We start from the raw sequence: 24,138 nt of genomic DNA, 5'->3' as shown, positions 1-24,138 counted from the left end.
AGAAGGTATTGACCCCAGGGCCTGGCGTCAAGAGCCCGACCGGAATATCGGCCTGGAGGTTCCGCCGCGCTTGCGCTACGTTTCCTGCAATCGCTTGCAGTGACGACACGAGCTGGGCGGGAACGCCCGCCACCCGTCCCGCCGAGCGACAGGCCAGCGCCCCGGCAGGGGGTGGGCGCGGCCACCACGCGATCACGAAGGAGTGCTCATGTCATCTCGTCCTCGTCCCCGCGCATGGTCAGCCACCGCGCTCGGTGCGGCGCTCGGGCTCGCCACCCTGGCGCTCACCCCGGCCGCGGGCGGCGTCACGCCCGCCGAGGCTCCCGCGCCACCCCCACCGGCGGAGGGGACGTTCGAGGACCTCGGCGTCGCGATGCGCGCACCGAACGTGCGCCTCTCCGACGTGGACGTCCTGACGGACGGCACGCCGGTGGCCTACCTGTTCTCCGACGGTGAGCCGGTGAGCTTCAACGTCGTCGACCTGCGCTCGGGCGCGGTGCTCGACAGCCACGAGATGCCGCCGTACTCGGTGGCCTCGGCGATCGACGTCGCGGCGGACGACACGGTCTACCTCAGCGTCCGCAGCCCGAACGACGGCACGCTGTGGAGCTACGACCCGGCCGCGGAGAAGCTCACGCGGATCGCCTCGGGCGTCGCGGGCGAGCAGATGCTGCGCACGATCGACGTCGACGGCACGACCCTCTACGGCACCACCTTCCCGAACGCCGAGCTCTACGCCCTCGACCTCACCACCGGCGAGCTCACCGAGTACGGGCGCGTCGCCGCGACCGGCGACTACGCGTGGGGCCTTGAGGCCGACGGCGGAGACGTGTGGGTGGGCGCCGGCACCCCGGCCCAGCTCTACGACGTCGACCCCGCCGACGGCGCCACCACCCCGCTCCCCCTGCCGCCCGCCGTGGCCGCCCGCGGAGGGTTCATCCAGCGCATCGAGACGCACGGCGACCTGCGGTTCCTCTCCCACCGCGCCGTCGACGGCGCCACCGTCACGGTCGTGGACCGCTCGGCGGCCGTCGTCGACGAGCTCGTCGTCAACGGGCTGTGGAACTCCACGGAGGCCTCCGTGCACGGCACCTTCTACTACCTCGACGCCGGCAACGGGGTCCAGGGCTACGATGTCGCCGCCCGCACGTCCCGTGCGCTCGAGCTGGCACCGACCGTGGAGGGCGTCACGGCGGGCACCTCCCGGCTCTTCCTGGCCGAGCTTGGAACCCCGGAGTTCCCGGGACACACGGTGGTGGGCGTCCGCACCGACGGCCGGATCTGGCGCCAGAACGTCGCCACCGGCCACGGCGACGTCCTCGCGGCCCCGGCCATCGGCTCGCCGGTGACGACGATGTCGATCGGCGAGGGCGGCGACGGGCAGGTCTACGTGGGCGCGTACCTCAGCCCGGGAGTCATGGCGCGCGTCGACCCGGCGACGGGCGCGGTCGAGCAGCTCGAGGGCCCGGAGCAGGCCGACTCGATCGCCGCCCACGGCGACCTCACGGTCATCGGCAGCTACCCGGAGGCCGTGTTCCACGCGGCCCGGGCCGGCGAGCCGTGGGAGTGGGGCGTCAACCCCGCCCACGTCCTCACCCTCGGCCGCGCCGCCACGGGCCAGGACCGGCCGCGCAGCCTCGTCTCGGCGGGCGACGTCGTCGCCGCCGGCACGATCGCCAACTACGGCGAGCTCGGCGGCGCGCTGACCCTCTTCGACCCGGAGACCGGCGCCCACTCGCTGCACCGGGACGTCGTCGAGGACCAGAGCATCGCCTCCCTCGCCTACGCGGACGGGGTGGTCTACGCCGGCACGTCGATCCACGGCGGCCTGTCCTCCGTCCCCACGCAGACCACCGCCGAGGTCTTCGCCTGGGACGTCGCATCCGACTCCCTCGTTGCGAGCGGCCCGGTCGTCGAGGGGGCCACGGTGATCCACGCGCTCGTCGCCGACGGCGTGGGGCGGATCTTCGGCATGACGGACAACGGCGTGCTGTTCGAGTACGACACCGCCAGCCACGACGTCGTGCGGTCGGTCCAGACGGGGATCCGGAACGCCAACATCTGGGGCGACCAGAGCGACCTGGGCTACAACCCGCTCGACGGGCAGCTCTACGGCTCGGTCGCGGACAAGCTGCTGCGGATCGACCCGGCCGACCTCTCGGTCGAGATGTTGCGCGAGAGCGGGGCGCGGAACTCCGCCGTCGCCCACGGGGACGTGTGGCAGACCGACGAGACGAACGTGGCGCGATACGACCTGCCCGGCGCGTGCGACCGGACGGTGAGCGGGTACCACGAGGGGCCGCTGACCGTCTCGGCCGGCACCACCTGCCTCGAGGAGGCGCACGTGGCCGGGCCGCTGCGGGTCGGCCCCGGCGCGGCGGTGGTCGTGGAGCGCTCGGTCGTGGACGGGCCGGTGCGCGCCGCCGGCGCGGAGTCGGTCGCGCTGCGCTCGACCCGGGTGGGTGGACCGGTCGAGGTGACCGGGACGACCGGGCGGGTGGCGCTCGCCGGGCTGACGGTCGACGGTCCGCTCGACTGCACGGGCAACGCCTTCGCCCCGACCGACGAGGGCGCACCCTCCGAGATCTCCGGGCCCACGCGGGGGCAGTGCGCCGGCTGGTGAGGCCGCTCACCACCCGCGCCGAGAATGCCCTAAGTGCCCGTCCGGCACGCTCGACGAGCAGTTAGGGCATTCTCGAGCCGCCTCGCGGGGCGGCTTGACGTGGTGCAACCGATTGCAGATAGGCTGGTGGCGCCCCGCCGCCATGACGACCAGGGCCACCCGACCGCGAGGACGACGACGTGAGACGCATCGGATTCATCGGCACCGAGAACTCCCATACCGACCATTTCCTGCGCCTGCTCAACACCGAGGCGCGCCACCCCGGCTTCCGGGGCACCGCACTGGCCGGCGGGTCCGGCCCGCGAAACAACCAGCTGGCCGAGACATACGGCGTGGACGTCGTCGTCGAGGACCCGGCCGACCTTCTCGGCCGGGTCGACGCCGCCATCGTCTCCACCCGCGACGGCGCCCGGCACCGCGAGCAGGCGCTCCCGCTCCTGGAGGCCGGCGTGCCCGTGCTCGTGGACAAGCCGCTGGCCACGACGACGGCGGACGCCGAGGCGCTCCTCGAGGTCGCGGGCCGCAGCGGGGCCCCGCTGGTCTCGTGCTCGGCGCTGCGCTTCGTCCCCGAGATGCCCGACCTCCGCGACGGCGAGGCGGGGCCGGTGCGGGCCGTGCACGTCGTCGGCCCGGCCGACCCGGACAGCGAGCACTCTGGCCTGTTCTTCTACGGCATCCACCACGTCGAGGCCGCCCTGGAGATCCTCGGCAACCCCGCCGTCGCCGCGGGCAGCCTTGACGTCACCGCGGTCCGTCACGGGGACACGACCGTCGCCAGCACCTGGATCGGCGGCGCCGCCGTGACGCTGACGTTCGTCACCCCGACCGACACCCACCGGGCGCCGTTCCACGCCACGGTCGTGCGCCCGGGCTCCGTCGTCGCCCGCGAGCTCACGCTCGGGCCCGACTACAACGCCCCCGCGCTGGCCCGCTTCATCGCCGCGGCCGAGGGGGGCACCGCCCCGGACGACGGCGCCCTCCTGGCTCCCGTCGCCGTCCTCGAGTCAGTCGTCCACGCCCTGGGAAAGGACCACCGATGAGCACTCCCGCACCGCTGCGCACCGGCGTCATCGGCGTCGGCACCATCGGCCGCGCCCACGTCGCCCGTTTGCTCTCCGGGCGGGCGCCCGCCGAGCTGGTGGGCGTCGCCGACGCCGACCCGCAGGCGGCCGCCGTGCTCGCGGCCGAGCACGGGACCGAGGCCGCCGGCTCGGTCGACGAGCTGCTGGCGCGCCCGGACGTCGAGGCGGTCGTCGTCGCCGTCCCCTCGGGGCTGCACGCCGAGGTCGCCGTCGCCGCGCTCGACGCGGGCAAGCACGTCCTGCTCGAGAAGCCGATCGAGGTCACCGTCGAGGCGGCGGACGCGATCCTTGCGGCCGAGGCCCGCTCGGGCCGCACACTGTCGGTCGTGAGCCAGCGCCGGTTCGCGCCCGAGAACCAGCTGATCCACCGCATGATCCGCGAGGGCACGCTCGGGAGAATCACGGCGGCCACGGTGGAGATCGCGCTGTGGCGCAGCCAGGAGTACTACGAGTCCGGGGCGTGGCGCGGCACGTGGGCGCTCGACGGCGGCGGCGCGCTGATGAACCAGGGCATCCACCTGGTCGACCTGGCCCTGTGGCTGCTCGGCGAGGTCGAGGAGGTCTACGCCCACGCCGGCCTGCTCGCCCACGAGCGCATCGAGGTCGAGGACACGGTGACGATCACGGCGCGGATGAGTTCCGGCGCCCTGCTCACCTTCCTCGCGACGACGACGGCGCACGGGGACCTGCCCATCCGGATGGCCGTCATGGGCGACGGCGGGCACGTGGTCACCGAGTCCGAGCGGATCGTCCGGCTGGATTCTCGCGACGGCGTCGGCGTGCCGGAGCTCGAGCCGGTGGACCAGCAGCTCGCGCAGCTGCACGACTTCGTCGACGCGGTCCGGACAGGGCGGGAGCCCCTGGTCACCGGTGCGCAGGCCCGCGCGGCGGTGGCGTTCGTGGAGGCCGTGTACACCTCCGCCCGGACCGGACGCCCGGTGGCTCCCGCCGCGGCGGCGCAGGTGGCCCGGTGACCGCGGCCGGCATCGTGGCCCAGCCCGGCGCCGCCGCCGGGGCGCCGCCCGTCGCCGTGCACCCGGGCGGTGCCCCCACGGTCGCCGCCGTGCCGGCCGCGGCCGCGGTGCTGGACGCGGCCGAGCCGCTCGTCTGGTCCTTCATCGGCGACTCCGTCACGGCGGCGAGCTGGCACACCTGGGGCGGCCGCGGGCACGCCGAGCTGTTCCACGAGCGGCTGCGCGAGATCGGGCGCACCCGCGACGGCGTGATCGACACGGCGGTCAGCGGCTGGCGCGTGGGCGACCTCGCCGAGCAGCTGGACGTCGTGTGCCTGCGCTACTCCCCCGACGTCGTCGTCATCGGCACCGGCCTGAACGACACCAAGGGCGGCGCCGACGGCGTCGCGGAGTTCGGGCGCACGTACCGCGACGTCGTCGCCCGGCTCCGGGACGCCGGCGCCCTCGTGGTCGTGCAGACGCCCAACGGCTCCCTGCCCACCTCACCGGTGCACGTGCTGGACCACGTCGACGCGTACGCCGCGGAGATCCGGGCGATCGCGGAGGAGCTCGACCTCGTGCTCGTGGACCACCTCGCGGTCTGGGAGGCGACGCCGACGGACACGACGTTCCACTGGCTCGGCCACGGCTGCCACCCCAACGCCTACGGCCACCGCGCCATGGCCCGCACCCTCATCGAGACGTTCGGCATCTGGGACCCGGAGAGCCGCACGGGCCGCCTGACCCTCCCGTAGCCCCAGCCCCCTCCCGGTGAGACGTCAACTTCTCGCCGAGACGTCTGGGCCCCGCCGACACGTCAAGTCCTCGCCCAGATGTCATGAATTGCTGACAGCGCGGACTTGCCGTGCCCAGGGGTCCGACCGGATCCGTGACCCCAGGTGTCAACGCCGCAGGTCGCCGCAGGCCTCGCCCACTGGGCCGATGACGTCGCTCGGGCGGCCGTCCTCGGTCGGCTCCGGTCCAGAGCAGGTGACCGGCCCGGTGATAGTCGATCCCGCGACGAGCGTCGCGCGCGAGCCCAGCAGGTCCACCGCCCCGTTCACCCGCGAGTCGACCACGCTGACGAGCCCGGTGGTGCCGGTGGCGTGCAGCCCGCCGGATACGGTCGCGCCCGCGACGACGATCTCGGCGGCACCGTCGGCACTGATCCCACCGTGGAGGGTGCCGCCGTCGACCACCAGAGTGGCACCCGCCGCCACGGTGACCGGGCCGCTCACGATGGCGCCGACAAGGCAGGTTGTCCCGGTCTCGGTGGCGACCGGACCGGGGTGGTGCCCGCTGACGGTCGTGTCGCAGGCCGGCTCACCGAGGTTCGCGGGCAGGTCGTAGCGGTACGCCGTGGAGTCGACCGTGAAGTAGACGCTGCCTTCGGCGACGTCAAACCCATGCGCCTCGGCAACGAGAGTTCGCGCCCGGAGCGTGGTCGTGTCGAGGTGGAAGAGCCGGCCCTCGGAGAGGCCGAAGAGGCGCCCCTCGTCGTCGAACCTCAGGTCGAACTCCTCCTGGAACTGCGAGCCGGTCCAGTTCTCCTCGTACAGCCTCGTCACCGACAGGACCTCGCGGGACTCGGGGTCGACGTGAAAGACGGAACCGCGCACCAGCCCCCAGATCGTTCCGTCCTCGGGGTCCACCGCCAGCCCGTTCACGCTGAGCGCGCCCTCGACGACGGTCATCGTGTGCCCCACCTCGCCGGTCTCAGGGTCCCACGCGAAGAGCTGCGCCGAGCCGTCGACCGGGCCGATGCCGTAGCCGCCGTGGCGCGAGGTGCCCGCCCAGACCAGCCCACCCGCCTCGGCGAGGGTGATCGGGGTGTGGCCGGGGACGAGGTCGCGGTACACCTCCGCCGTCCCCGACCGGCCGTCCCACCGCACGAGCGCCCCGCCGTGGTTCTGGGCGGTCGGCGTCGTGGCGGCGAGCACGGAGTCGCCGAGGTCGAGGAAGTCCATCGGCCGGTCCTGCTGGTCCGCCCGGGCCGGGTAGACGAAGGACCCGCCGGGCCACGGCTCGTCCGGGTCCCAGGTCATCAGGCCGGCACCGGGATAGCGCCCCAGGACGAGGTCGTCGCCGAACGTGCCGATGCCCTCGAGCTGCCCGGTGCCGCCCAGCAGCGCGAACCGCTCGGTCTCCGGGTCCCACTGCCCCATGCCGGGCGGTGACAGGTAGCCGGAGAAATACACCTTGTCGTCCGGGCCGACCTGCGTGCGGATGATCCGGGCGCCGGTCGGCTCGATCTGGTTGGTGATGTCGACGTAGGTGCCCTCGGTGGACGACAGCGACCGGGTGTAGCACCGTCCCTGGTAGGCGCACATCACAAGGTGCTCGCCGGGCGCCGCGCCCGGCCCCATGTTGACGAAGTCGAGGACGTTGGCGACGGCGTTCGGCGCCCACGGCACCGCCCGGGCGACGCGCTTGGCGGTGAGGTCGTAGCGGACGATCTGCGCCGCGCCCGAGGTACGCCCGTTCATCGACCGGTAGTAGACCGACACCCCGTCGGGCGCGAGCTGGGAGACCTCCCGGCCGCGATAATCCGGGTCGGCGTGCTCGACCATGCCTGTGGCGGGGTTGTAGAAGAGGAGGACCTCCGACGCCGAGGCCTCCAGCGCCACGAGGAGGTAGTCGCCTCGCGAGTGGAGGTCGCGCACGCCGGTGTAGGCCGGCCCCCATTCCGCCCCGAGGTCGACCGTCCGGGTCTCGCCGCTGACGGGGTCCAGCCGGACGAGTGCGTTCGGCGACTTCAGGCCGGCATAGACCGCGCCGTCGTGCCACTCCAGGGCGCTGATGTACTCCCTGCTGCCAGACATCCGCCCGTAGTCGCGCGTGGCGCCGGTGGCTGGGTCATAGCTGACGACCCGGGCCTCCGGGTAGGTCCCCATCCAGACGACGCCGGACGGGTCGACCAGGAGCGACCAGGCCACGAGGCCCGGGGCCGGGCGGCCGAGGTGCTCGATCTCGGTGGTTCCGGGGACGTACCGGTACAGGTCTCCTGTGTCGGCGGTGGCGAAGTACGCCGAGCCGTCGGCCTGGGAGAAGTCGACGCCCCACGTGGAGCTGCCGCGCGGCACCCGCTGGTGGAAGACGACCTTCTGGCTGCGCACGTCGAGCACGGCGAACTGCGAGCGGACCGTGGCGGACCCGTTGAAGAAGAAGTAGATCTGGGGCTCGCCGTCGGGGCCGTGCCCGTACGCGAGGTCGGGCGAGGTCTGGCCGCCGACGATCGGCATGCCGAGCTCCGTGACCGTGCCGCCGGGCTCGAGGGACGGGTCCGTCGCCGCCAGACCGGACGGGTCCGACGCTGCGGGCGTCGGCGGGTCGGCGACGGCGAGCGGGTCGGTCGCGCCGGAAGGCTCGGTGACGGCGAGCGCCGGCGCGTCGGTCGCGCCGGCCGGGCCGGTCGCCCGCGAGGCCGGGACGGCCACGAGTGCGGCGGTCAGCCCTACCAGCGCGGCGGCGAGGACGCTCACCGCACGGACGGTGCGTCGAGCAAGTTCCATGTCTCCTCCAGGTCGACGGGCCGGCCCGTGCGGGCCGACTCCTGAGCGGCAGCGACCACGCGGACCGTGCGCAGGCCCGCCTCGCCGTCGGGCTGGGGCCGGGCGCCCGCGCGGACGCCGGCGAGGAAGTGGTCGATCATCAGCGCGTCGAGGTTGGCGCCGTAGGGCAGCCACGTGGTGTTGCGGGCGCGCTCGTCGAAGCCGCCGACGCGGTCGTCGAACGGGGCGATCGACGCGAGGCCCCGGGTGCCCACCACCTCCAGCGTCAGGCCGCCCCAGGTGGGCGCGTGCGCGGGCTGGCTCCACGAGCAGTCGAGCGCGACCTCGATCCCGCCGTCGTAGCTGAGGCAGACGAGCCCACCCGTCTCCACCCCGGCGCCGGGATGGAGGATCTCGTTCACGACCGCGCGCACCCGCCGAACGGGCAGCCCGAGGAGGTCGTCGAGCAGGTCGGTGACGTGCACGACGTGGTCCACCAGCGCCCCGCCGCCCGCGAGCGCGGGGTCGGAGAACCACGCCCGCCCGGCGGGCAGCTGCCCGTTGTTGGTCCCCGTGGCGGTCAGCACCTGCCCCAGCGCGCCGTCACGGACCAGCCCGCGCAGCGCCCGGTAGGACGGCGCGAACCGGGTGGGGTAGGCGGTCATGAGGTAGACGCCGGCGGCGCGGCAGGCGGCCACCATCGCCTCGGCGTCCTCCACCGTGGTCGCCAGGGGCTTCTCGCACAGGACGTGGACACCGGCGGCGGCCAGACGCTCGACCGCGTCGCGGTGGCGCGCGTTCTCCGTGCACACGACGACGGCGTCCGGCCCCCAGGCCAGCAGCTCGTCCAGGCTGTCGACGTACGGGGCTCCTAGGGACGCGGCCAGCGCCGCGCCGCGGAGCTCCCCCGGCGGCGCGGAGGCGGCGTCGGGGTCCGCCGTGAGCAGCTCGACGTCCGGACGGGCGGAAAGGACCTCGACGTACCCGACGGCGTGGACGTGGGCGAAGGACAGCACCCCCACGCGGGTCCGGCTCACGAGCCCACCTGCCAGGTCGTGAAGGGCACCGGCTCGCCCGTGGCGATCGACTCGATGGCGGCCAGGGCCATGTCGACGGCGACCACCCCGTCGGCCGCGCTGACCCGGGGCTCCGGCCCGCCCGTGAAGGCGGCGGCGAACTCGCGCAGCTCGGTGAGGTACGGGCTCTCGAACATGTCAGTGGCGGGGCGCCGCTCCCCTCCCGCGGGCGCGTCGCCCAGGTCGAGGCGCAGCGCGCCGGGGTCGGTGGAGCGCCACTCGAGCACCCCGTCCTCGCCGGCCACGTGGAAGGACGTCGCGAACGTCGTCGTCGGCGGCCCCCAGACCCCGCGCACGTGGCTGACGGCCCCGCTCGCGTGGGTCAGCACGGCGTGGGCGGTGGCCACCTCCCCGCCGTCGTCGCCCTCCCCCGTCGCGAGGGTGGCGTAGACCTCGGTGACATCGCCGGCGACCCAGCGGGCGATGTCGAGGTCGTGGACCATCAGGTCCATGACGACGCCCCCGGACTGGGCGGGGTCGGCGAACCAGTCGGCCCAGCGCGGGTAGGCCCCGGTGCGGGTGAACCGCAGCACCGCGGGCCGGCCGACGTGCCCGGTGGCCACGGCGGAGGCGAGGCGCTCGTACTGGGGGAAGAACCGCACCACGTGCGCCGGGTAGAGCTGGCTCGGCCCGGCCGCCGCGAGGGTGGCGAGATGGGCGGCGTCCTCGTGCGTGCGGGCCAGCGGCTTCTCCGCGACGACGTGCAGGCCGGCCTGCAGCGCCGCCTCGGCGTAGGTCCGGTGCGCGGGCGTGGGGGTGCAGACGTCGAGCACGTCGCAGGTGGCGAGCAGCTCGTCGAACGTCTCCGCGACCGTGCCTCCGTACGCGGCCGCGAGCGCCTCGGCGCCGTGGTGGGAGTGGATGCGCACGTCGGCGCCGAGCTCCAGCCATGCCGGCAGGTGCGCCGTGGTGATGCTCCCGGCCCCGACGAGGCCGACCTTAGATGTCACGCGTGCTCCAGCTGGTAGAGCCCCGGCACTCGGGCGTGGGGCGGTCGGACGCGGCCGTCGCCGACGGCCACGAGATCGGGGGCCCGGGCCGCGAGGTCGGCGTTGGCCGCGGGCGCGTACTGGCGGGAGTTGTACTCGAGGTGGTCCCAGGTGCGGCGCAGCGACGCCGCCAGCCGGGCCGAGTGGGCCAGCGCGAGCCCGACGGCGGTGAGGTCCTGCACGGTGACCGCGAGGCCGTTGACCTGGGCGTACGTGTGGGCCAGCAGCGCCGGCGTCTGGCCCTTGGCAGCCTTGACGACGACGCCGGACCAGCCCTGCTCCCGCACCGCGGGCAGGGCGGCGACGTCGGTGAACGCCTCGTCCAGAAGTGCCGGGACCCGGGCGGTCAGGCGCCGCACGGCCGCCGGGTCGGGCTCGGCGTCCCGGGGCACCGGCTGCTCGAGGTAGGTCAGGGACGCGGCGGCCTCCGGAGCGTCCGCGGCCAGGGCGTCGAGCATCTCGAGCGCGGCCCCGAGGTCCGCGTAGCCCTCGTTGGGGTCCAGCGAGATCTCCACCGGCCCGACGGCGGACGCCGCGGCGGCGTGGACGGCCGCGACCCGGCGGGCGTCGTCGGCCGGGTCGGCCCCGGCGACCTTGACCTTGAGAGACCGGATGCCCTCGGCGGCCAGCCACGCGGTCAGGGAACGGGCGCCGTTCTCCCGGGCGTCGTCGTCGGTGAGCGGGTCCCCCAGGCCGACGACGTGCTGGACGGGCAGGTGCGCGGCCGGGGCGACGAGGTGTGCGCCGGGCAGGTGCCCGGCCAGCGAGGCGTCGAGCCAGCCCAGGTCACGGGCGAGGTGGTCCGGCCCGTACATCGCCGTCGCCGGCAGGCCGGCGGCCCGGGCCCAGGCGTCGTGCACCGCGTTGTCGACGGCGCCGAGCGCCAGGTGCCCGGCGAGCCGCGGGACCGGCGGCCGGCCGGTTCGCGCGCGGAGCCGGGCGGCGAGCCCCGCCTCGAGGTGGCGCCACAGCTCGACGGGGTCGGCCGGGCCGAGGCCGACCACGGCGGCGGCGAGCTCCTCGGTCAGGGCCCGCAGCACGGCGTCGCGGCCCGCCGGGTCGAGGGTGGACTCCGGCCACGCCCACGGCACCGAGAGCACGGTCGCGCCGGTGCCGGTGGCGGTCCGCCCGCCCGCACCGGTGACCGTGGCGTCCACCTCCGCGACGGTGAAGGCGTCGATCGGCCGCCCGCTGATGACGAAGGGATGGTCCAGGCGGACCGTCCGGAAGCGGACGGCCGTGGCGGAGACCGTGACGTCGGTGACCGGCACGTCAGGCCAGCCGGTCGTAGATCTCGGCGGTGACCTCGCCGGTCAGCTCCTCGCCGGCGAGGAACCGGGCGATCTCCCCGACGGCGATCTCCCCCTGCCGGCGCCGCGCCTCCACGGTGCCGCCGGCGACGTGCGGGACGATCACGGCGTTGTCCAGGCCGTAGAACGGGCTGTCGGCCGGCAGCGGCTCGGCGTCGAAGACGTCGAGCCCGGCGCTGATCCGGCCCGTGCGCAGCTCGGCGACGAGGGCGTCCTCGTCGACCAGCCACGACCGGGCGGTGTTGACGACGACGGCGCCGTCGGGCAGGGCCGCGAGCTGGGCCGCGCCGATCATCCGGTGGGTCTCCGGCGTGGACGGGCCGTGGACGGAGAGCACGTCGCTGGTGGCGACGAGCTCGTCGAGGTCGACGAGGCGCACGCCGAGGTCGGCGGCCGCCGCGGGGTCCGCGTAGGGGTCGTACGCGGCGATCCGGGTGGCACCGAGGCCGCGCATCATCTGCGCGTACTGCCGGCCGACCCGGCTGAGGCCCACGATCCCGATGCGCTGGGCGTGCACCGACCGGCCGAGGCGTCCGCTGCCCCCGGCCGCCCAGTCGCGGGTGGCCTGCAGGGCGCGGTCGTGCTGGTGGACGTTGCGCAGCACCACGAGCGCGAGGGTGACGGCCATCTCGGCCACGGCGACCGCCATGCCGTCCGCGCCGGCCTGGGCCAGCCGGAGCCCGTTGCCGAGGCTCTCCCGGGCGAAGAGCCCGCGCACCGACCCGGCGGCGTGGACGGCCAGGCGCATTCGCGGCCCGTGCAGCCGTTCCTGGGGGAACGGCTCGGTGCTCCACGAGGTGATCAGGACGTCGTGCCGCTCGGCGACGTCGTCGGGCACCGGAACCTTGCCGGTCGTCGCCGTGGCCAGCTCGACGTCGGCGAGCTCGGCGAGCCGGCGCGCCGGCTCCCCGCCGAAGAGGGTCTCGAACTCGTCGGGCCGCACGGCCACGTACACGGACGGGTGGGTCATCGGTCTCCTTCTGGGTGCAGGCGGTAGACGTTGGTCTCGTCGGCGAAGTAGATGCTGCCGTCCGGGGCCACGGCGGAGTTGCGCGCCGAGCCGGTGATCAGTGTCGTGAAGCGCTCGGTGTCGGGGTCGAACCGGAACAGGCGCCCGTCGGCGTTGCCGTAGAGTCGCCCGTCCGGGTGGAGGTAGAGCTCGCTGAGCCGGCCCCACGTGTTGCCCGCCCGTGCCGGGGTCTGGACCCGGCGCACCACCTCGTTCGTGGTCAGGTCGTACTCGAAGAGCACCCCGTTACCGGCCAGGCCCCAGAGGCGGCCGTCGGCGTCGAAGGCGAGCGCGTGGATCACCTCGGCGCCCTCGACCACCACCTGCGAGGTGACGAGCCGGTCCTCCTCCGCGTCCCAGACGAACAGCTCCGCCTGGGTCTGCGTCGGCGTCGAGGACAGGCCGCCGTGGATGCTGGTGCCACCGATGACCAGCCCGTCCCGGTAGGCCAGGGCGACGACGCTCTGGTCCTGGACCACGTTGCGGAAGACGTCGGACCTGCCGCTGTCGGTGTTGAAGAACGTCAGCGCACCGCCGAGCTCGCCGTAGTTGGGCACGGTCCCTGCGGCGACGCGGCCGCCGGCGGAGACCATGGTCAGCGGCCGGTCCTGGCCGTAGGTGCCGGAGCGGCCGAGGCCGAGGAGGAAGGAGGGGTTGGTCCCCCACTCCCACGGCTCGTTCGGCTTGGCGACGTGGAAGTCGGCCCCCGGGTAGCTGCCGACGACCGTGCGGTTGTGGTGCGCGACGATGCTGTCCGCCTGCTTCGGGCCGGTGAGCTGCTCGACCGTGCCGGCGTCGGTGTCCACCCGCGCCATGACGCCGGCGCTGAGGTAGGCGCCGAAGTAGATGTCGCCGTCGGCGCCGTGACCGACGGAGTGGACGGTGGCCGGTGCGCCCTTGATGCCGGGCGTGAGCACGTCGCCGGTGCCGGTGGCCGGGTCGTACCGCCACACCCGGCCGTCGACGCGGACGCCCACGAGGGCCTGCCCGGGGAGCTCGGCCGTCCCGATCGGGAGCAGGGAGAGGTCGTTCGTGCCCTCGAGCTCGGCCGCGAGCGGCCCGGCCGCCCACCCGATGTCCTGCGTCGTCCGGGTCGCGAGGTCGAACGCGTGGACGCCGCTGGCGCTGGTGTAGAACATGCGGCCGTCGAGCTCCGTCTCGCTCCACTGCCCCGTCACCTCGGCGAACGGGTCGAGCCACTGCCCGGTGGTCAGGTCGTAGACGGCGGTGTTGTCCTCGCCGGCGGGCGAGTAGCTGATGAGAACCAGGTCGCCGTGCTGCTCCACGCGGGTGATGAAGTCGGCCTCCTCGGCGACGGCGGGCGGCAGCGGCACCTCGACGCGCTCCCCGGTGACGGGGTCGAGGCGGAACAGGTGCGGCGTGGTGCCGGTGCCCACCCACAGCTCGCCGTCGACGAGGTCGAAGCCCCAGGCGTAGTCGCCGTCGTCCGTGACGCTGCCGTAGTCGCGGACCTCCCCGGTGGTCAGGTCGTAGGAGTAGACCTTGGCGTTCGGGTAGGTGCTGCCGTAGAGCGTGTTGCCGTCGATGACGAAGTTGCGCAGCAGCGCCTCGCCGGCGATGCGGCTGGCGAGCTTCTCGACCTGCCGGTCCTGGGGGTCGTAGCTCCACAGGGACCCGTCGTTGGGGGCACGCACGCTGAAGTACACGGTGTCGTCCTCGGCGACCTCGATGGCGGAGGCGACGGAGTAGCCGGTCATGTCGTGGCTGTCGAGGAGCTCGCCGGTGCGCAGGTCGACGACGTTGAGGCTCACCGGCTGCCCGTCGGAGAAGACGTAGGCGACCGGGGTGCCGTCGGCGAGGACGTCGGTCTCCGCGATGCGGGCGTTGGGGCTGTAGAACGCCGGGCCGAGGTCGGTGACGTCGAGGGGCCCGTGCTCGTGGGTGACGACGACGTCGTCCACGACGACGCTCGTCATCCGCGGGATCGTGGAGTAGACGTACGCGGCCGCGCTGACGGCTCCCTCGGGGGCCGTGGCGTCGACGGCGAGCGGCGCCCACTCCCCCACGGGCTGGGCGGTGAAGTGCGTCCACTCCACGCCCACCTGGGTGCCGGCCGCGTCGTAGAAGTACAGGTAGACGGTCGGGGCGCCCGATTCCACGAGCGCCTGGAGGGAGACCTGATAGGCGTGCCCGGCCGCGACCGCGAACCTGTCGCTCATCAGGCCGTAGGAGCGGGTGTCCTCCGGGTCGACGAGGCGCGCGGCCTGCGCCCCGGAGAAGACCGGGTCGGTCACCACCTCGGCGCCGCCCACGGTGCCGCCGCGGACGGTCCACCCCGGGATGGCCGTCCCCGGGGTGCCGTCCTCGAAGCCGCCGTTCAGCGGCCCCACGACCGCCCCGTCGGCGAGCTCGGCCGCCTCCCCGGCGGCCGGGGTGGTCGCGCCCACGGCGGCCGGGACGGTGGCCGCCGAGACGACGACGGCGAGCGCCGCCGTGACGGCACCGAGAAGTTTGCGCGTGTTCATCGCTGTTCCTCTCATCGGGCCAGGGACGTGTCGACGACGTTGTCGGAGCCGAGGACCGCGAGCGCGCACCGCTCGAGCCCCTCCTCGGCGCCCGAGCCGAACATCCGCTGGCCGACCTCGCCGGAGTACGTCCGGCCGTCGGTGGTGTTGTGGTCGACCCGGTTTCCCGTCCCGCAGATCTCGTCCGCCCGGAAACGCCAGAACGAGGCCATGGCCCGGTGGGCCCAGCGGCCGTCGGCGTCGAGATAGTCGCCCGAGCGGGTGAAGACGTTGTGCGTGAAGACGTTGTCGTGCGTGTCGTGGCGCAGCCGCACGGGGTCGCCCATGATGCGGTCGAAGACGTTGCCGGCCACGAGGTTGTCGCTGCTGCCGTTCGCGGCGTAGACGCCGTGGATGCAGCCCGGGCAGCTGTCGTTCTCGAGGTTCTCGAAGACGTTGCCGGAGATGACGTTGCCCGAGGAGCCGAGCAGGTGGAGGGCGGCGTACCCGGGTCCGTCGGGGACGTGGCGGTTGCCGAGGTGGGTGAAGACGACGTCGTCCACGATGTTGTCGTCCGTGTCCATGCGGATGCCGCCGGTGCGGTAGTCGCGCACCTCGAGTCCGGCGACGTCGAGGCTCGGGCCGCCGGCCGTGTTCAGCCAGTAGTGACTGGCACCGGTGGCGAGGCTGCCGTCGAAGATGGGTCGGGTGCCGGCCTCAGCCGGGCGGAGCGTCACCACGTCCTGGGGCACCGAACGGAAGGAGACCGAGCGTGCCTCGTGGTACGTGCCCTCGCCGACGACGATCGTCGCGGTGGTCCCGCCGGCGGCGGTCAGGAGCTCCACGGCCCGGGCCAGCGAGCCGGCCGGGTCGTCAGCCGTCCCGGTCCCCGTGCTCGTTCCCGTTGGGCTCACGTGGACAACCGGTCCCGGCTCGGCGAGCGTGTCTGCCGGGCCGGTGAGGGCCGCCGCGGGTGTGCCGGTCGTGGCGGCCAGCGCCACCGCGCCCGCAGCCAGGAGTCTAGAGATGCGCATCGAGTTCCCCCTCGAACTTCTCGGTCCCGGCCCTGTCGGGCCCGACATCTGCGTCGTCCCGGGGGCGTCGAGCCCCTGGCCGGGTGCGGGACGAGCGTTCCGTGCAATCGGTTGCATGTCAACCCCCGGACACGTAGGAGCAGGTCCGGCCACGCCCCGGGCGACGCGGCCGGACACGTCCTTCTCAGGCGAGCCAGTCGTGCCGGTTGGCGGCCACGAACTCCTCGTCGAGCAGGTCCGGGAACCGCTCGCGCACGGAGGCGATGAGCTCGGACTGCCCGGGCGAGAGGACGTCCGGGCCGAGGCAGTCGGCGGTGCCGACCAGGCCCTGCTGGCGCAGCACCTCGTTGACGCCGGGAACGCACCCCAGGAAGTGGTGGTCGACGTCGAAGACGGCGCCGTTGACCTCGACGAGGTCGGTCGCCAGTGCCAGGAGGTCCGTGGGGACGGTGCCGGCGGCGACCGCGGCGCGGGCCCGGTCGCGCAGCTCGACCGCGGCCCGGGTGCCGACGGCCCACTGGCCGAGCAGCCCCCCGGTGGTGCGCACCTCCCGCTCCTGGCCGCCCACGGTGGCGCGGTAGGGGGTGAGGAGGTCGTGGACGATCGCGTCGTCGTTGCCGGTGAGGACGGCGACGTCGTCCCACCGGTCGTGGGCGATGAGCTCCTGGACGACGTCGTTGGTGCGGTACCGGTCGAACGGGGCGGTCTTGACCCCCACCACCGACTCGATGTCGAACAGCGCCCGCCAGTACGAGCGCCCGAGCCGGCGCCCGCCGACGCTCTCCTGCAGGTAGAAGCCCAGCGTCGGGAGCACCTCGCCGACGGCGCGGGCCCGCTCGAGCAGGGCGTCCTCGGTGACCTCCGTCATCCCCCAGGAGCACATGAGGGCGGCGTGGTAGCCGGCCTCGCGGGCGAGCTCGGCCTCCGCGACGGCGTCGACCGTGTCCCCGGCGATGCCCGCGACGAGCAGGGGTGCGCCGCCCCGCTCGCCGGCGGCCTCGGCGGCGAGCCGCCAGACGTCGCCGAGGAGGGCGCGGTCGTGGTGGAGCTCGAACTGGGTGGTGTGCACGCCGACGGCCACGCCGTCGGCGCCCGAGGCCATGTAGTACCGGGTCAGGGCGCGCTGGGAGCGCCAGTTGACCGCCCCGCCGTCGTCGAGGGCGAGGGGGTGCGCGGGGATGACGACCCCCGCGCGGAGCCTGGTGCGCACGTCCATCAGTACTTGCCCTCCCGCTGCTGGAACTTGGTGGCCTTGCCGAGCTGGCGTCCACCGTCGGCCACCCACTGCCCCACCCAGCGCACGAGCCGGCGCAGCGGCACGGTCGGGTACCCGTAGCGCTCGTGGCACTCGGCGGCGTCGTTGAGGAGCGCGTCGGCGGACTCCTCGCCCACGAGGGTCACCTCGGCGCCCATGTCCTCGGCGAGCCAGGTCGCCAGGCGCCGGACCGAGACGGTCTCCGGACCGGTGGCGTTGAGGACGTGCGGCGGTACGGCGGCGAGCTCGAGGCTGCGCAGCGCCCAGGCGTTGACGTCGCCCTGCCAGGCGACGTTGACCGCCGGCATGGTCACGTCGACCGGCTCGCCGGCCGCGATCTTGACCGCGATGTCGGCGACGACGCCGTAGCGCAGCTCGCAGGCGTAGTTGAGCCGGAAGATCGTCGTCGGCGTGCCCCAGGTGTGGGCGGCGTTGGTGAAGATGCGCTCCCGGGCGAGGCAGGACTGCGCGTACTCCCCCACCGGCGCGGGCGCGTCCGCCTCGAGCGACCCGCCGCGGGTGAGCGGCGAGAGCGGGTAGACGTTCCCGGTGGAGTAGACCACGGAGGGCACGCCGCGGTACCGGTCAGCGACCATCGCGGGCATGGCCGCGTTGGACCACCAGGTGCGGTGCTCCTGGCCGGTGGTGCCGAACTTCATGGCGGCGAGGTAGAACATGGCCGCGGCGTCCGGCAGGTCCCGGTAGGAGCCCGGCTCCGAGAGGTCCGCGGCGCGCACCTCGATGCCCTCGGCGCGCAGCTGGTCGGCGACGGCGGCGTCGGAGAAGCGGGAGACGGCGATCACGCGGGCGTCGGACCCGACGCCGTCGAGGGCCCGGCGGGCCATCCGTGCCATGGTCGGGCCGATCTTGCCGCCGGCGCCGAGGAGGACGACGTCGCCGCCGGCGGCCGAGAGCGCCTCGCCGACGCCGGGCGCGGGGAGGGAGAGCAGGTCGTCCAGCGCGGCCTCGTCCGCGGGGGGCAGGGCGGTGGTGGTCGTCGTCGTCGTCACAGCAGGTTCCTCACGTAGTTGATGGCGAGCAGGAGCAGGAAGAGGACGCCGACGGCGGCCAGCACGAGCTGGGGCGTGCCGATGGCGAGGGCGCCGCGGTCGCGGTGCCGGGCGAGGATGACGAGGGCGACGCCGATGAGGGGGACGACGAGGATCGTCACGGCCTGGGCGGTCATGATCAGCTGGACCGGGATGCCCCCGAAGACGACGGCGACGACCCCGCCGAGGACCATGACCACGGTGATGCACACCTTCACCCGGGTCGAGGCCAGCCCGCCGCGCTCGATGCCGAGCGCACCGGCGAGCATGCTGCCGCCGATGGTGCTGTTGCCGACCAGGGAGGAGAAGGCGGCCGCCCACAGGCCGAGGGCGAAGAGGGCGGAGGCCCACCGCCCGACGGTGGGCTCCAGGACGCCGGCCATGTCCGCCGGCGAGGTCACGGTCGCGCCGGCCGGGTTCAGCACGGCGGCGGCAGCGACCATCATGACCACCGAGAGCAGGCCGAGGATGACGGTGCCGACGACGGCGTCGCGCCGGGCGGTGGCGTAGTCGTCCGGCCCCCACCCCTTCTCCCGCACGAGCTGGATCTGGTAGAACGCGCCGACCACGGAGAACGTCGTCGCGACGACGCCGACGACCAGGGCCGCCGAGCCGTCGGGGAAGGAGGGCACCAGCCCGGCGAGCATCTCGCCCAGGTCCGGGCGGGCGACGACCGCCGTGAGCACGAAGATCGCCAGCATCAGCAGGATGATCGCGATCATCGTGCGCTCGAGGTGCCGGTAGAAGGACGGCAGCCACAGGAAGCCGACGGCGAGCAACGTGAACACGGCGGCGTACACGGCGGTGCTGCCGCCGAGCAGGACGGTGCCGGCCGCTCCCGTGCCGGCGGAGTTTCCGGCCTGGAACGAGGCGGCGACGAGGAACGCGCCGATGCCGACGAGCACGCCGACGACGCGGCCGAGCCTCCGGCTCACGGTGGCGACGGGTCCGGCGTCGGTGGTCAGCCCGATGCGGACCGAGAGGTCGACGAAGCAGAGCATGAGGACGGTGGCGACGACCGGGGCCCAGACGAGGTCGTAGGCGAAGGTGGCACCCATCGAGCTCGCGAGCGTGATCGACCCGGGGCCGAAGACGAGCGCCGCGGTGACGAAGGCGGGGCCGAGCCGGCCAGGGATGCGGGTGCGACGGTCGGTGGATGTCTGGGCGTTCGTCATTGAAGAAACCCTTTTCTCTCGTGTTGGCACGACGGTAAGGCACGACGGCGAACCTGGTCAAGAACGGGGTTTCTCCGCGCTAGTGTTCCCGCATGGCCGTGAACCTGCGAGACGTCGCCCGGCGCGCCGGCGTCTCCACGCCGACCGCCTCCCGGGTGCTGTCGGGCAGCGACTACCCGGTGGCCCCCGAGCTGCGCGAGCGCGTGGAGCAGGCCGCACGGGAGCTGGACTACGTGCCCAACGCCCAGGCGCAGGCGCTGCTGCACGGCAACCCCGCCACGGTGGGCGTCCTCGTCGGCGAGGTCGACGACCCGTACTTCGCGGAGATCGTCAACGGCATCCAGGAGGTCGCCGCCGCGCGCCACCTGCTGGTCACCATCTGCCACACCCACCGCGACGTCGACCGCGAGCTCGAGTACTTCCGGCTGCTCCAGGCCCACCGCACGGGCATCGTGATCATCGCCGGGTCCGGGCTGACCGACGAGCGCTACATCTCGGCGATGGCCGCGCGCACCCGGTCCTTCGAGGCCGCCGGCGGCCGCGTGGTGGCGATCGGCAGCCCCCTGTTCGACGTCGACCGGGTGCTCGTGGACAACCGGTCGGGCGGGCGCCAGCTCGGCGCGCACCTGGCGGAGCTGGGTCACCGGGAGGTGGGCGTCGTCGCGGGCGAGGCGGCCGTCGCCTCCACGCTCGAGCGCGTCGAGGGCCTGCGCGAGGCGGTCGAGCGGGCGGGCGGGGTGGTCCACGTGCGCCACGGCCGGCCCACCCGGGACGGCGGGTACGAGGGGACGGCCGATCTCCTGGCCGCCCACCCGGGCATCACCGCCGTCGTCGGCTCCGCGGACCAGATGGCGATCGGCGCGCTCGCGCACCTGCGCGAGGCGGGGCGGGCCGTGCCGGACGAGGTGTCCGTAGCCGGGTTCAACGACATCGCCGTCGCCCGCGACCTCACGCCGCCGCTGACCACCGTGCACCTGCCGCTGCGGCAGATGGGGGCCGCGGCCCTGGAGATGGCGACGACGTCAGCCCCGGAGCAGGCGCTCGTCCGCGAGCTCGGCACCGAGCTCGTCGTGCGCGGGTCGACGGGGCCAGCCCCGCGGCGCTGACTACCGGCGAGGTAGGACACGCCCAGGGACGGCACCGCGCGGAGCCTCCCGCAGCCCGCTCAGCCGCGGGAAGGCTCCTCGCGGCCCGGCTCAGCCGCGCCGCGCGTCCAGCCGGATGTGGTCGGGGTTCAGGTCTGCCACGGAGGTCACACCGAGGAGCTGCATGACCACCTTGAGCTCGGCGTGGAGGATGTCGATCGCCCGCTCGACACCCTGCTGCCCCCCGGCCATGAGCCCGTAGAGGTAGGCCCGGCCGATCATCGTGAAGTCCGCCCCGGCGGCCAGGCCGGCGACGACGTCGCCGCCGGACATGATGCCGGAGTCGAGGATGATCTCGACCCCGGGCCCGACGGCGGAGCGGATCTCCGGCACCGCGCGCAGCGGCACCGGCGCCCGGTCGAGCTGGCGCCCGCCGTGGTTGGACACCACGACGCCGTCGACGCCGTGGTCCGCCGCGCGCGCCGCGTCCCCGGCCGACTGGACGCCCTTGACGAAGAGCTTGCCCTTCCACGCCTCGCGCAGCCACGCGAGGTCCTCGAAGGTGATGGTCGGGTCGAACATCGTCGTCACCAGCTCGGCGATCGAGCCCGTGTGGCCGGACAGCGTCGCGAAGGTCAGCGGTTCGGTGGTGAGGAAGTTGAACCACCACTCCGGCCGGTAGGACGCGTCGAGCACCGTCCTCAGCGTCAGCGCCGGCGGGATGGTCATCCCGTTGCGCACGTCGCGCAGCCGGGCCCCTGCCACCGCGGTGTCGACCGTCACCATGAGCGTGTCGTACCCGGCGGCCGCGGCCCGCTCCACCAGGGCGAGGGACTTCTCGCGCTCCTTCCACAGGTACAGCTGGAACCACCGCCGGCCGTGCGGGCCCGCGGCGGCGACCTCCTCGATCGAGGCGGTCCCCATGGTGGACAGGGTGAACGGGATGCCCCGCCCGTGCGCCGCGGCGACACCGGCGCGCTCCCCGCCCGCGTGCATGAACCGGGTGAACCCGGTCGGCGCGATGCCGAACGGCAGCTCGGAGGTCCCGCCCGCGATCTTCGTGGTCAGGTCCACGGAGGAGACGTCGCGCAGGACGCCGGGGACGAACTCGAGGTCCGCGTAGGCCTGCCGGCTCCGCCGCAGCGAGAGCTCCTGGTTGGCACCGCCGTCGACGTAGTCGAACGCAGCCTTCGGGGTCCGCCGCTTGGCGATCGCCCGCAGGTCCCAGATGTCGGCCGCCCGCGCCAGCCGGGCTCGCCGACGGTCGAGGTCCACCGGCTTGAACTGCATGAGGGGGCGCAGCTCGCTCCACCTCGGCAGCTGCCGCTCGAGCTTGGTCACCGTCATCCCAGACCTTCCCTCAGCGCGCTTCCAGGACGGGCCGGTCGCCCCGGGCGCCGGTGATGACGACCCCGACGACGGTGACCAGCGAGCACACCACGATGTACAGCGCCGCGAGCCAGATCTCCCCGTCCACGGCCGCGATGAGCGCGGTCGCCACGAGCGGAGTCGTGCCGGCCACGATCGCCCCGTTGAGCTCGCGGGCGGTGGCGACGCCGGTGAACCGGTAGCGAGCCGGGAACAGGTTCGTCAGGAACGCGCCCTGCGAGCCCTGGGTCGCGGCGAGGGTGACGCCGTAGGTGACAGAGAGGGCGAGCGTGACCGTGACCAGGTCACCGGTCTGCAGCAGCAGGAACAGCGGGAAGGCGTACAGCGCCCCGAAGAGACCGCCGAAGCCGAGGACCTTGCGCGCCCCGTACCGGTCCACCATCTTCCCGCCCAGCGGCGTGGCGACGATGCTCACCACCGAGCCGATCACCACCGCGGTCAGCGCCTCGGTCCGGCTCATGCCGACCGTGGTGGTGAGGTAGGACAGCGAGAAGGCGGTGACCACGTAGAGGTTGGCGTTGTGCCCGGTGGTGGCGAGGAAGCCCGCGACCAGGGGCAGGCGGCTGTTGCGCACCAGCTCGCCGAACGGGACCTTGCGCTCCGCCTCCGCGGCGCGCTTGTCCGCGGCCCGGCTGTACTCCGGCGTCTCCTCGAGCCGACGGCGGATGTAGAGGGCGACGAGGAAGAGCAGCGCCGAGACGAGGAAGGGCACGCGCCAGGCCCAGCCGAGCAGCACGTCCTCCGGCAGGGAGGCCGCCACGAGGAAGGCGAGCGTCGCCAGGGTGGTGCCGGCCGCCGGCGTGGCGTTGACGAGACCCGTGTGGAACCCCCGCTTCTCCGGCGGGCTCGTCTCGGCCACGAGCGTGAAGGCCCCGGCGAGCTCCGCGCCGGCGCCGAAGCCCTGCAGGAGCCGGAAGAGCACCAGCAGCGCCGGCGCCCACAGGCCGATCTGCTCCGCCGTCGGGAGCAGGCCGATGGCGACGGTGGCCGCCCCCATCAGCACGATCGTCAGGACCATCGCCGGCTTGCGGCCGTACCGGTCGCCGATGTGGGAGATGATCACGCCCCCGAGCGGCCGGGCGACGAAGCCGACGGCGAACGTGGCGAACGCCGCCATCGTGGCGGCCGTGCTGAGCGCCTCCGGGAAGAACAGCGGGCCGATGATCAGGCCCGCCGCCGCGCCGTAGAGCGCGTAGTCGTACCACTCGATGAGCGTGCCGCTCATCGCGGCGACGAGGGCGCGCCGGACGCCGGGGTTCTGCCCGGCCGGTGCCTGGGGAATCGTGTGACTGGGTGCGGACATCGTTGGCCTTCGTGTGAGGACGCGGGGGCGCCGTCGGGGTCAGGGTCAGCGGGACGTTGGTCCCGGTGCCGCGCAACCCTAGAAGCAAGTGTCGACAGTCGTCAACACGGACTGTGGCGTGGCACACTCTCCGGCATGCGCACCCCCACCCAGCCGCAGGAGACCGCCGACGTCTTCAGCCCGATCCGCCCCGGCAGCCTGGTGGCGACGGTTCGGGAGCAGATCCGCGACGCCATCCTCGGCGGCCAGATCAAGGCCGGAGAACAGGTGCGCGACTCCGTGCTCGCCACCAAGATGAACGTCAGCCGCGCCCCCGTGCGCGAGGCGCTGCGCCTGCTGGAGCAGTCCGGCCTCGTCGAGAAGACCGCCAACAAGCCCTACCGGGTGAAGTCCTTCGCCGAGGAGGACCTGCTCGAGCTGGCCGTGCTGCGGATCGCGATCGAGACGACGGCGGCCCGCGTCGTCGTCGCCCAGGGCCGGGACGTCACAGAGATGCACGAGGCCCTGGCGCAGATGCGCCTCGCCTGGGAGGAACGCTCCGACGCCGGCCTCGACGCCGCCGACTGGCTCTTCCACCGCGCCCTGGTCCGCGCCTCCGGCGTCGGGCGGCTGCTGGCCAAGTACGACGAGCTGGTCGACCAGATCATCCTCGCGTGGCAGCGCCTCTCCGAGGACGCCCCGCGCAAGGCCGGCAGCCTCCTCCCCCACGAGGAGCTGCTCCAGACGCTGGAGCGCTGCGCGGCCCAGCAGGACCCCGACGACATCGCGCAGCTCCTCGTCGACCACATCCGGTCCGGCATGGGCTGCGACGACCTCAAGATCTGACCACCGCAACCCCGACCCGAGGAAC

At 73.9% G+C, this 24,138-nt stretch carries 18 protein-coding genes; 6 read left to right on the top strand and 12 right to left on the bottom strand.

All coding sequences use genetic code 11. The features are described 5' to 3' along the window. Window positions 1-208 precede the first annotated feature (208 nt). The 4 genes from ABD774_RS12165 to ABD774_RS12150 all read left to right on the top strand — a co-directional run bounded on the left by ABD774_RS12165 (window position 209) and on the right by ABD774_RS12150 (window position 5,413). Window positions 209-2,623, top strand: coding sequence for an NHL repeat-containing protein (locus ABD774_RS12165; RefSeq protein ID WP_345041484.1), 2,415 nt, complete (start codon window positions 209-211; stop codon window positions 2,621-2,623). A gap of 179 nt (window positions 2,624-2,802) precedes the next feature. Next, window positions 2,803-3,663: a Gfo/Idh/MocA family protein gene (locus tag ABD774_RS12160; protein ID WP_345041482.1), complete on the top strand. Its 861-nt coding sequence runs from the start codon at window positions 2,803-2,805 to the stop codon at window positions 3,661-3,663. Further along, a complete protein-coding gene (locus ABD774_RS12155; protein WP_345041480.1) occupies window positions 3,660-4,679 on the top strand; it encodes a Gfo/Idh/MocA family protein in 1,020 nt (339 codons plus the stop codon). Before ABD774_RS12160 ends, ABD774_RS12155 begins: the two co-directional genes overlap by 4 nt. Continuing rightward, complete coding sequence (locus tag ABD774_RS12150) at window positions 4,676-5,413, top strand: SGNH/GDSL hydrolase family protein (protein WP_345041478.1); 738 nt, start codon at window positions 4,676-4,678, stop codon at window positions 5,411-5,413. The genes ABD774_RS12155 and ABD774_RS12150 overlap by 4 nt, the downstream gene beginning before the upstream one ends. 147 nt (window positions 5,414-5,560) lie before the next feature. On the opposite strand, the gene ABD774_RS12145 is transcribed toward ABD774_RS12150, so the two are convergent. The 10 genes from ABD774_RS12145 to ABD774_RS12100 form a co-directional block, all read right to left on the bottom strand. Next, window positions 5,561-8,170 (bottom strand): NHL repeat-containing protein, encoded by a 2,610-nt coding sequence (locus tag ABD774_RS12145; RefSeq protein ID WP_345041476.1) that lies wholly within the window; start codon window positions 8,168-8,170, stop codon window positions 5,561-5,563. Further along, entirely contained in the window at window positions 8,137-9,186 is a 1,050-nt protein-coding gene (locus ABD774_RS12140; protein ID WP_345041474.1) for a Gfo/Idh/MocA family protein, read from the bottom strand. The genes ABD774_RS12145 and ABD774_RS12140 overlap by 34 nt, the downstream gene beginning before the upstream one ends. Next, the gene (locus ABD774_RS12135; RefSeq protein ID WP_345041472.1) at window positions 9,183-10,175 is read right to left on the bottom strand and encodes a Gfo/Idh/MocA family protein; all 993 of its coding nucleotides are present in this window, start codon (window positions 10,173-10,175) and stop codon (window positions 9,183-9,185) included. The genes ABD774_RS12140 and ABD774_RS12135 overlap by 4 nt, the downstream gene beginning before the upstream one ends. Next, the gene (locus tag ABD774_RS12130) at window positions 10,172-11,485 is read right to left on the bottom strand and encodes an enolase C-terminal domain-like protein (protein ID WP_345041470.1); all 1,314 of its coding nucleotides are present in this window, start codon (window positions 11,483-11,485) and stop codon (window positions 10,172-10,174) included. Before ABD774_RS12130 ends, ABD774_RS12135 begins: the two co-directional genes overlap by 4 nt. Before the next feature lies 1 nt (window position 11,486). Further along, entirely contained in the window at window positions 11,487-12,494 is a 1,008-nt protein-coding gene (locus tag ABD774_RS12125) for a hydroxyacid dehydrogenase (RefSeq protein WP_345041467.1), read from the bottom strand. Next, complete coding sequence (locus tag ABD774_RS12120) at window positions 12,491-15,019, bottom strand: tachylectin-related carbohydrate-binding protein (protein ID WP_345041465.1); 2,529 nt, start codon at window positions 15,017-15,019, stop codon at window positions 12,491-12,493. Before ABD774_RS12120 ends, ABD774_RS12125 begins: the two co-directional genes overlap by 4 nt. Before the next feature lie 11 nt (window positions 15,020-15,030). Next, window positions 15,031-16,032: a right-handed parallel beta-helix repeat-containing protein gene (locus ABD774_RS12115; RefSeq protein WP_345041461.1), complete on the bottom strand. Its 1,002-nt coding sequence runs from the start codon at window positions 16,030-16,032 to the stop codon at window positions 15,031-15,033. Between the two features lie 184 nt (window positions 16,033-16,216). Beyond that, window positions 16,217-17,248 carry a dihydrodipicolinate synthase family protein gene (locus tag ABD774_RS12110; RefSeq protein WP_345041459.1) on the bottom strand — a complete coding sequence of 344 codons (1,032 nt, stop codon included), beginning with the start codon at window positions 17,246-17,248 and terminating at the stop codon, window positions 16,217-16,219. Further along, a complete protein-coding gene (locus tag ABD774_RS12105) occupies window positions 17,248-18,297 on the bottom strand; it encodes an NAD-dependent epimerase/dehydratase family protein (protein WP_345041456.1) in 1,050 nt (349 codons plus the stop codon). The genes ABD774_RS12110 and ABD774_RS12105 overlap by 1 nt, the downstream gene beginning before the upstream one ends. Further along, window positions 18,294-19,511: an Nramp family divalent metal transporter gene (locus ABD774_RS12100; protein ID WP_345041454.1), complete on the bottom strand. Its 1,218-nt coding sequence runs from the start codon at window positions 19,509-19,511 to the stop codon at window positions 18,294-18,296. The genes ABD774_RS12105 and ABD774_RS12100 overlap by 4 nt, the downstream gene beginning before the upstream one ends. Before the next feature lie 92 nt (window positions 19,512-19,603). Here ABD774_RS12100 and ABD774_RS12095 point away from each other — a divergent pair, with 92 nt between their 5' ends. Beyond that, window positions 19,604-20,617, top strand: coding sequence for a LacI family DNA-binding transcriptional regulator (locus tag ABD774_RS12095; RefSeq protein WP_345041452.1), 1,014 nt, complete (start codon window positions 19,604-19,606; stop codon window positions 20,615-20,617). A gap of 90 nt (window positions 20,618-20,707) precedes the next feature. On the opposite strand, the gene ABD774_RS12090 is transcribed toward ABD774_RS12095, so the two are convergent. Together ABD774_RS12090 and ABD774_RS12085 are read right to left on the bottom strand one after the other, a co-directional pair. Then, window positions 20,708-21,943: an alpha-hydroxy acid oxidase gene (locus ABD774_RS12090; RefSeq protein ID WP_345041450.1), complete on the bottom strand. Its 1,236-nt coding sequence runs from the start codon at window positions 21,941-21,943 to the stop codon at window positions 20,708-20,710. Between the two features lie 13 nt (window positions 21,944-21,956). Then, entirely contained in the window at window positions 21,957-23,288 is a 1,332-nt protein-coding gene (locus ABD774_RS12085) for an MFS transporter (protein WP_345041447.1), read from the bottom strand. A 135-nt stretch (window positions 23,289-23,423) separates the two neighbouring features. Here ABD774_RS12085 and ABD774_RS12080 point away from each other — a divergent pair, with 135 nt between their 5' ends. Further along, window positions 23,424-24,113 carry a GntR family transcriptional regulator gene (locus ABD774_RS12080; protein WP_345041445.1) on the top strand — a complete coding sequence of 230 codons (690 nt, stop codon included), beginning with the start codon at window positions 23,424-23,426 and terminating at the stop codon, window positions 24,111-24,113. Window positions 24,114-24,138 lie beyond the last annotated feature (25 nt).

Origin of the sequence: Georgenia daeguensis (assembly GCF_039537705.1) — a bacterium.
Lineage (GTDB): Bacteria > Actinomycetota > Actinomycetes > Actinomycetales > Actinomycetaceae > Georgenia > Georgenia daeguensis.
Note: the sequence above shows the minus strand (reverse complement) of the source record. Positions and strands in the feature narration are given on the sequence as shown.

Excerpts from the sequence above, each read along its gene's own strand:
- ABD774_RS12165 (WP_345041484.1), top strand. The coding sequence starts at position 209 with ATGTCATCTCGTCCTCGTCCCCGCGCATGGTCAGCCACCGCGCTCGGT.
- ABD774_RS12155 (WP_345041480.1), top strand. The coding sequence starts at position 3,660 with ATGAGCACTCCCGCACCGCTGCGCACCGGCGTCATCGGCGTCGGCACC.
- ABD774_RS12145 (WP_345041476.1), bottom strand. The coding sequence starts at position 8,170 with ATGGAACTTGCTCGACGCACCGTCCGTGCGGTGAGCGTCCTCGCCGCC.
- ABD774_RS12125 (WP_345041467.1), bottom strand. The coding sequence starts at position 12,494 with ATGACCCACCCGTCCGTGTACGTGGCCGTGCGGCCCGACGAGTTCGAG.
- ABD774_RS12120 (WP_345041465.1), bottom strand. The coding sequence starts at position 15,019 with ATGAACACGCGCAAACTTCTCGGTGCCGTCACGGCGGCGCTCGCCGTC.
- ABD774_RS12115 (WP_345041461.1), bottom strand. The coding sequence starts at position 16,032 with ATGCGCATCTCTAGACTCCTGGCTGCGGGCGCGGTGGCGCTGGCCGCC.
- ABD774_RS12110 (WP_345041459.1), bottom strand. The coding sequence starts at position 17,248 with ATGGACGTGCGCACCAGGCTCCGCGCGGGGGTCGTCATCCCCGCGCAC.
- ABD774_RS12100 (WP_345041454.1), bottom strand. The coding sequence starts at position 19,511 with ATGACGAACGCCCAGACATCCACCGACCGTCGCACCCGCATCCCTGGC.
- ABD774_RS12095 (WP_345041452.1), top strand. The coding sequence starts at position 19,604 with ATGGCCGTGAACCTGCGAGACGTCGCCCGGCGCGCCGGCGTCTCCACG.
- ABD774_RS12090 (WP_345041450.1), bottom strand. The coding sequence starts at position 21,943 with ATGACGGTGACCAAGCTCGAGCGGCAGCTGCCGAGGTGGAGCGAGCTG.
- ABD774_RS12085 (WP_345041447.1), bottom strand. The coding sequence starts at position 23,288 with ATGTCCGCACCCAGTCACACGATTCCCCAGGCACCGGCCGGGCAGAAC.
- ABD774_RS12080 (WP_345041445.1), top strand. The coding sequence starts at position 23,424 with ATGCGCACCCCCACCCAGCCGCAGGAGACCGCCGACGTCTTCAGCCCG.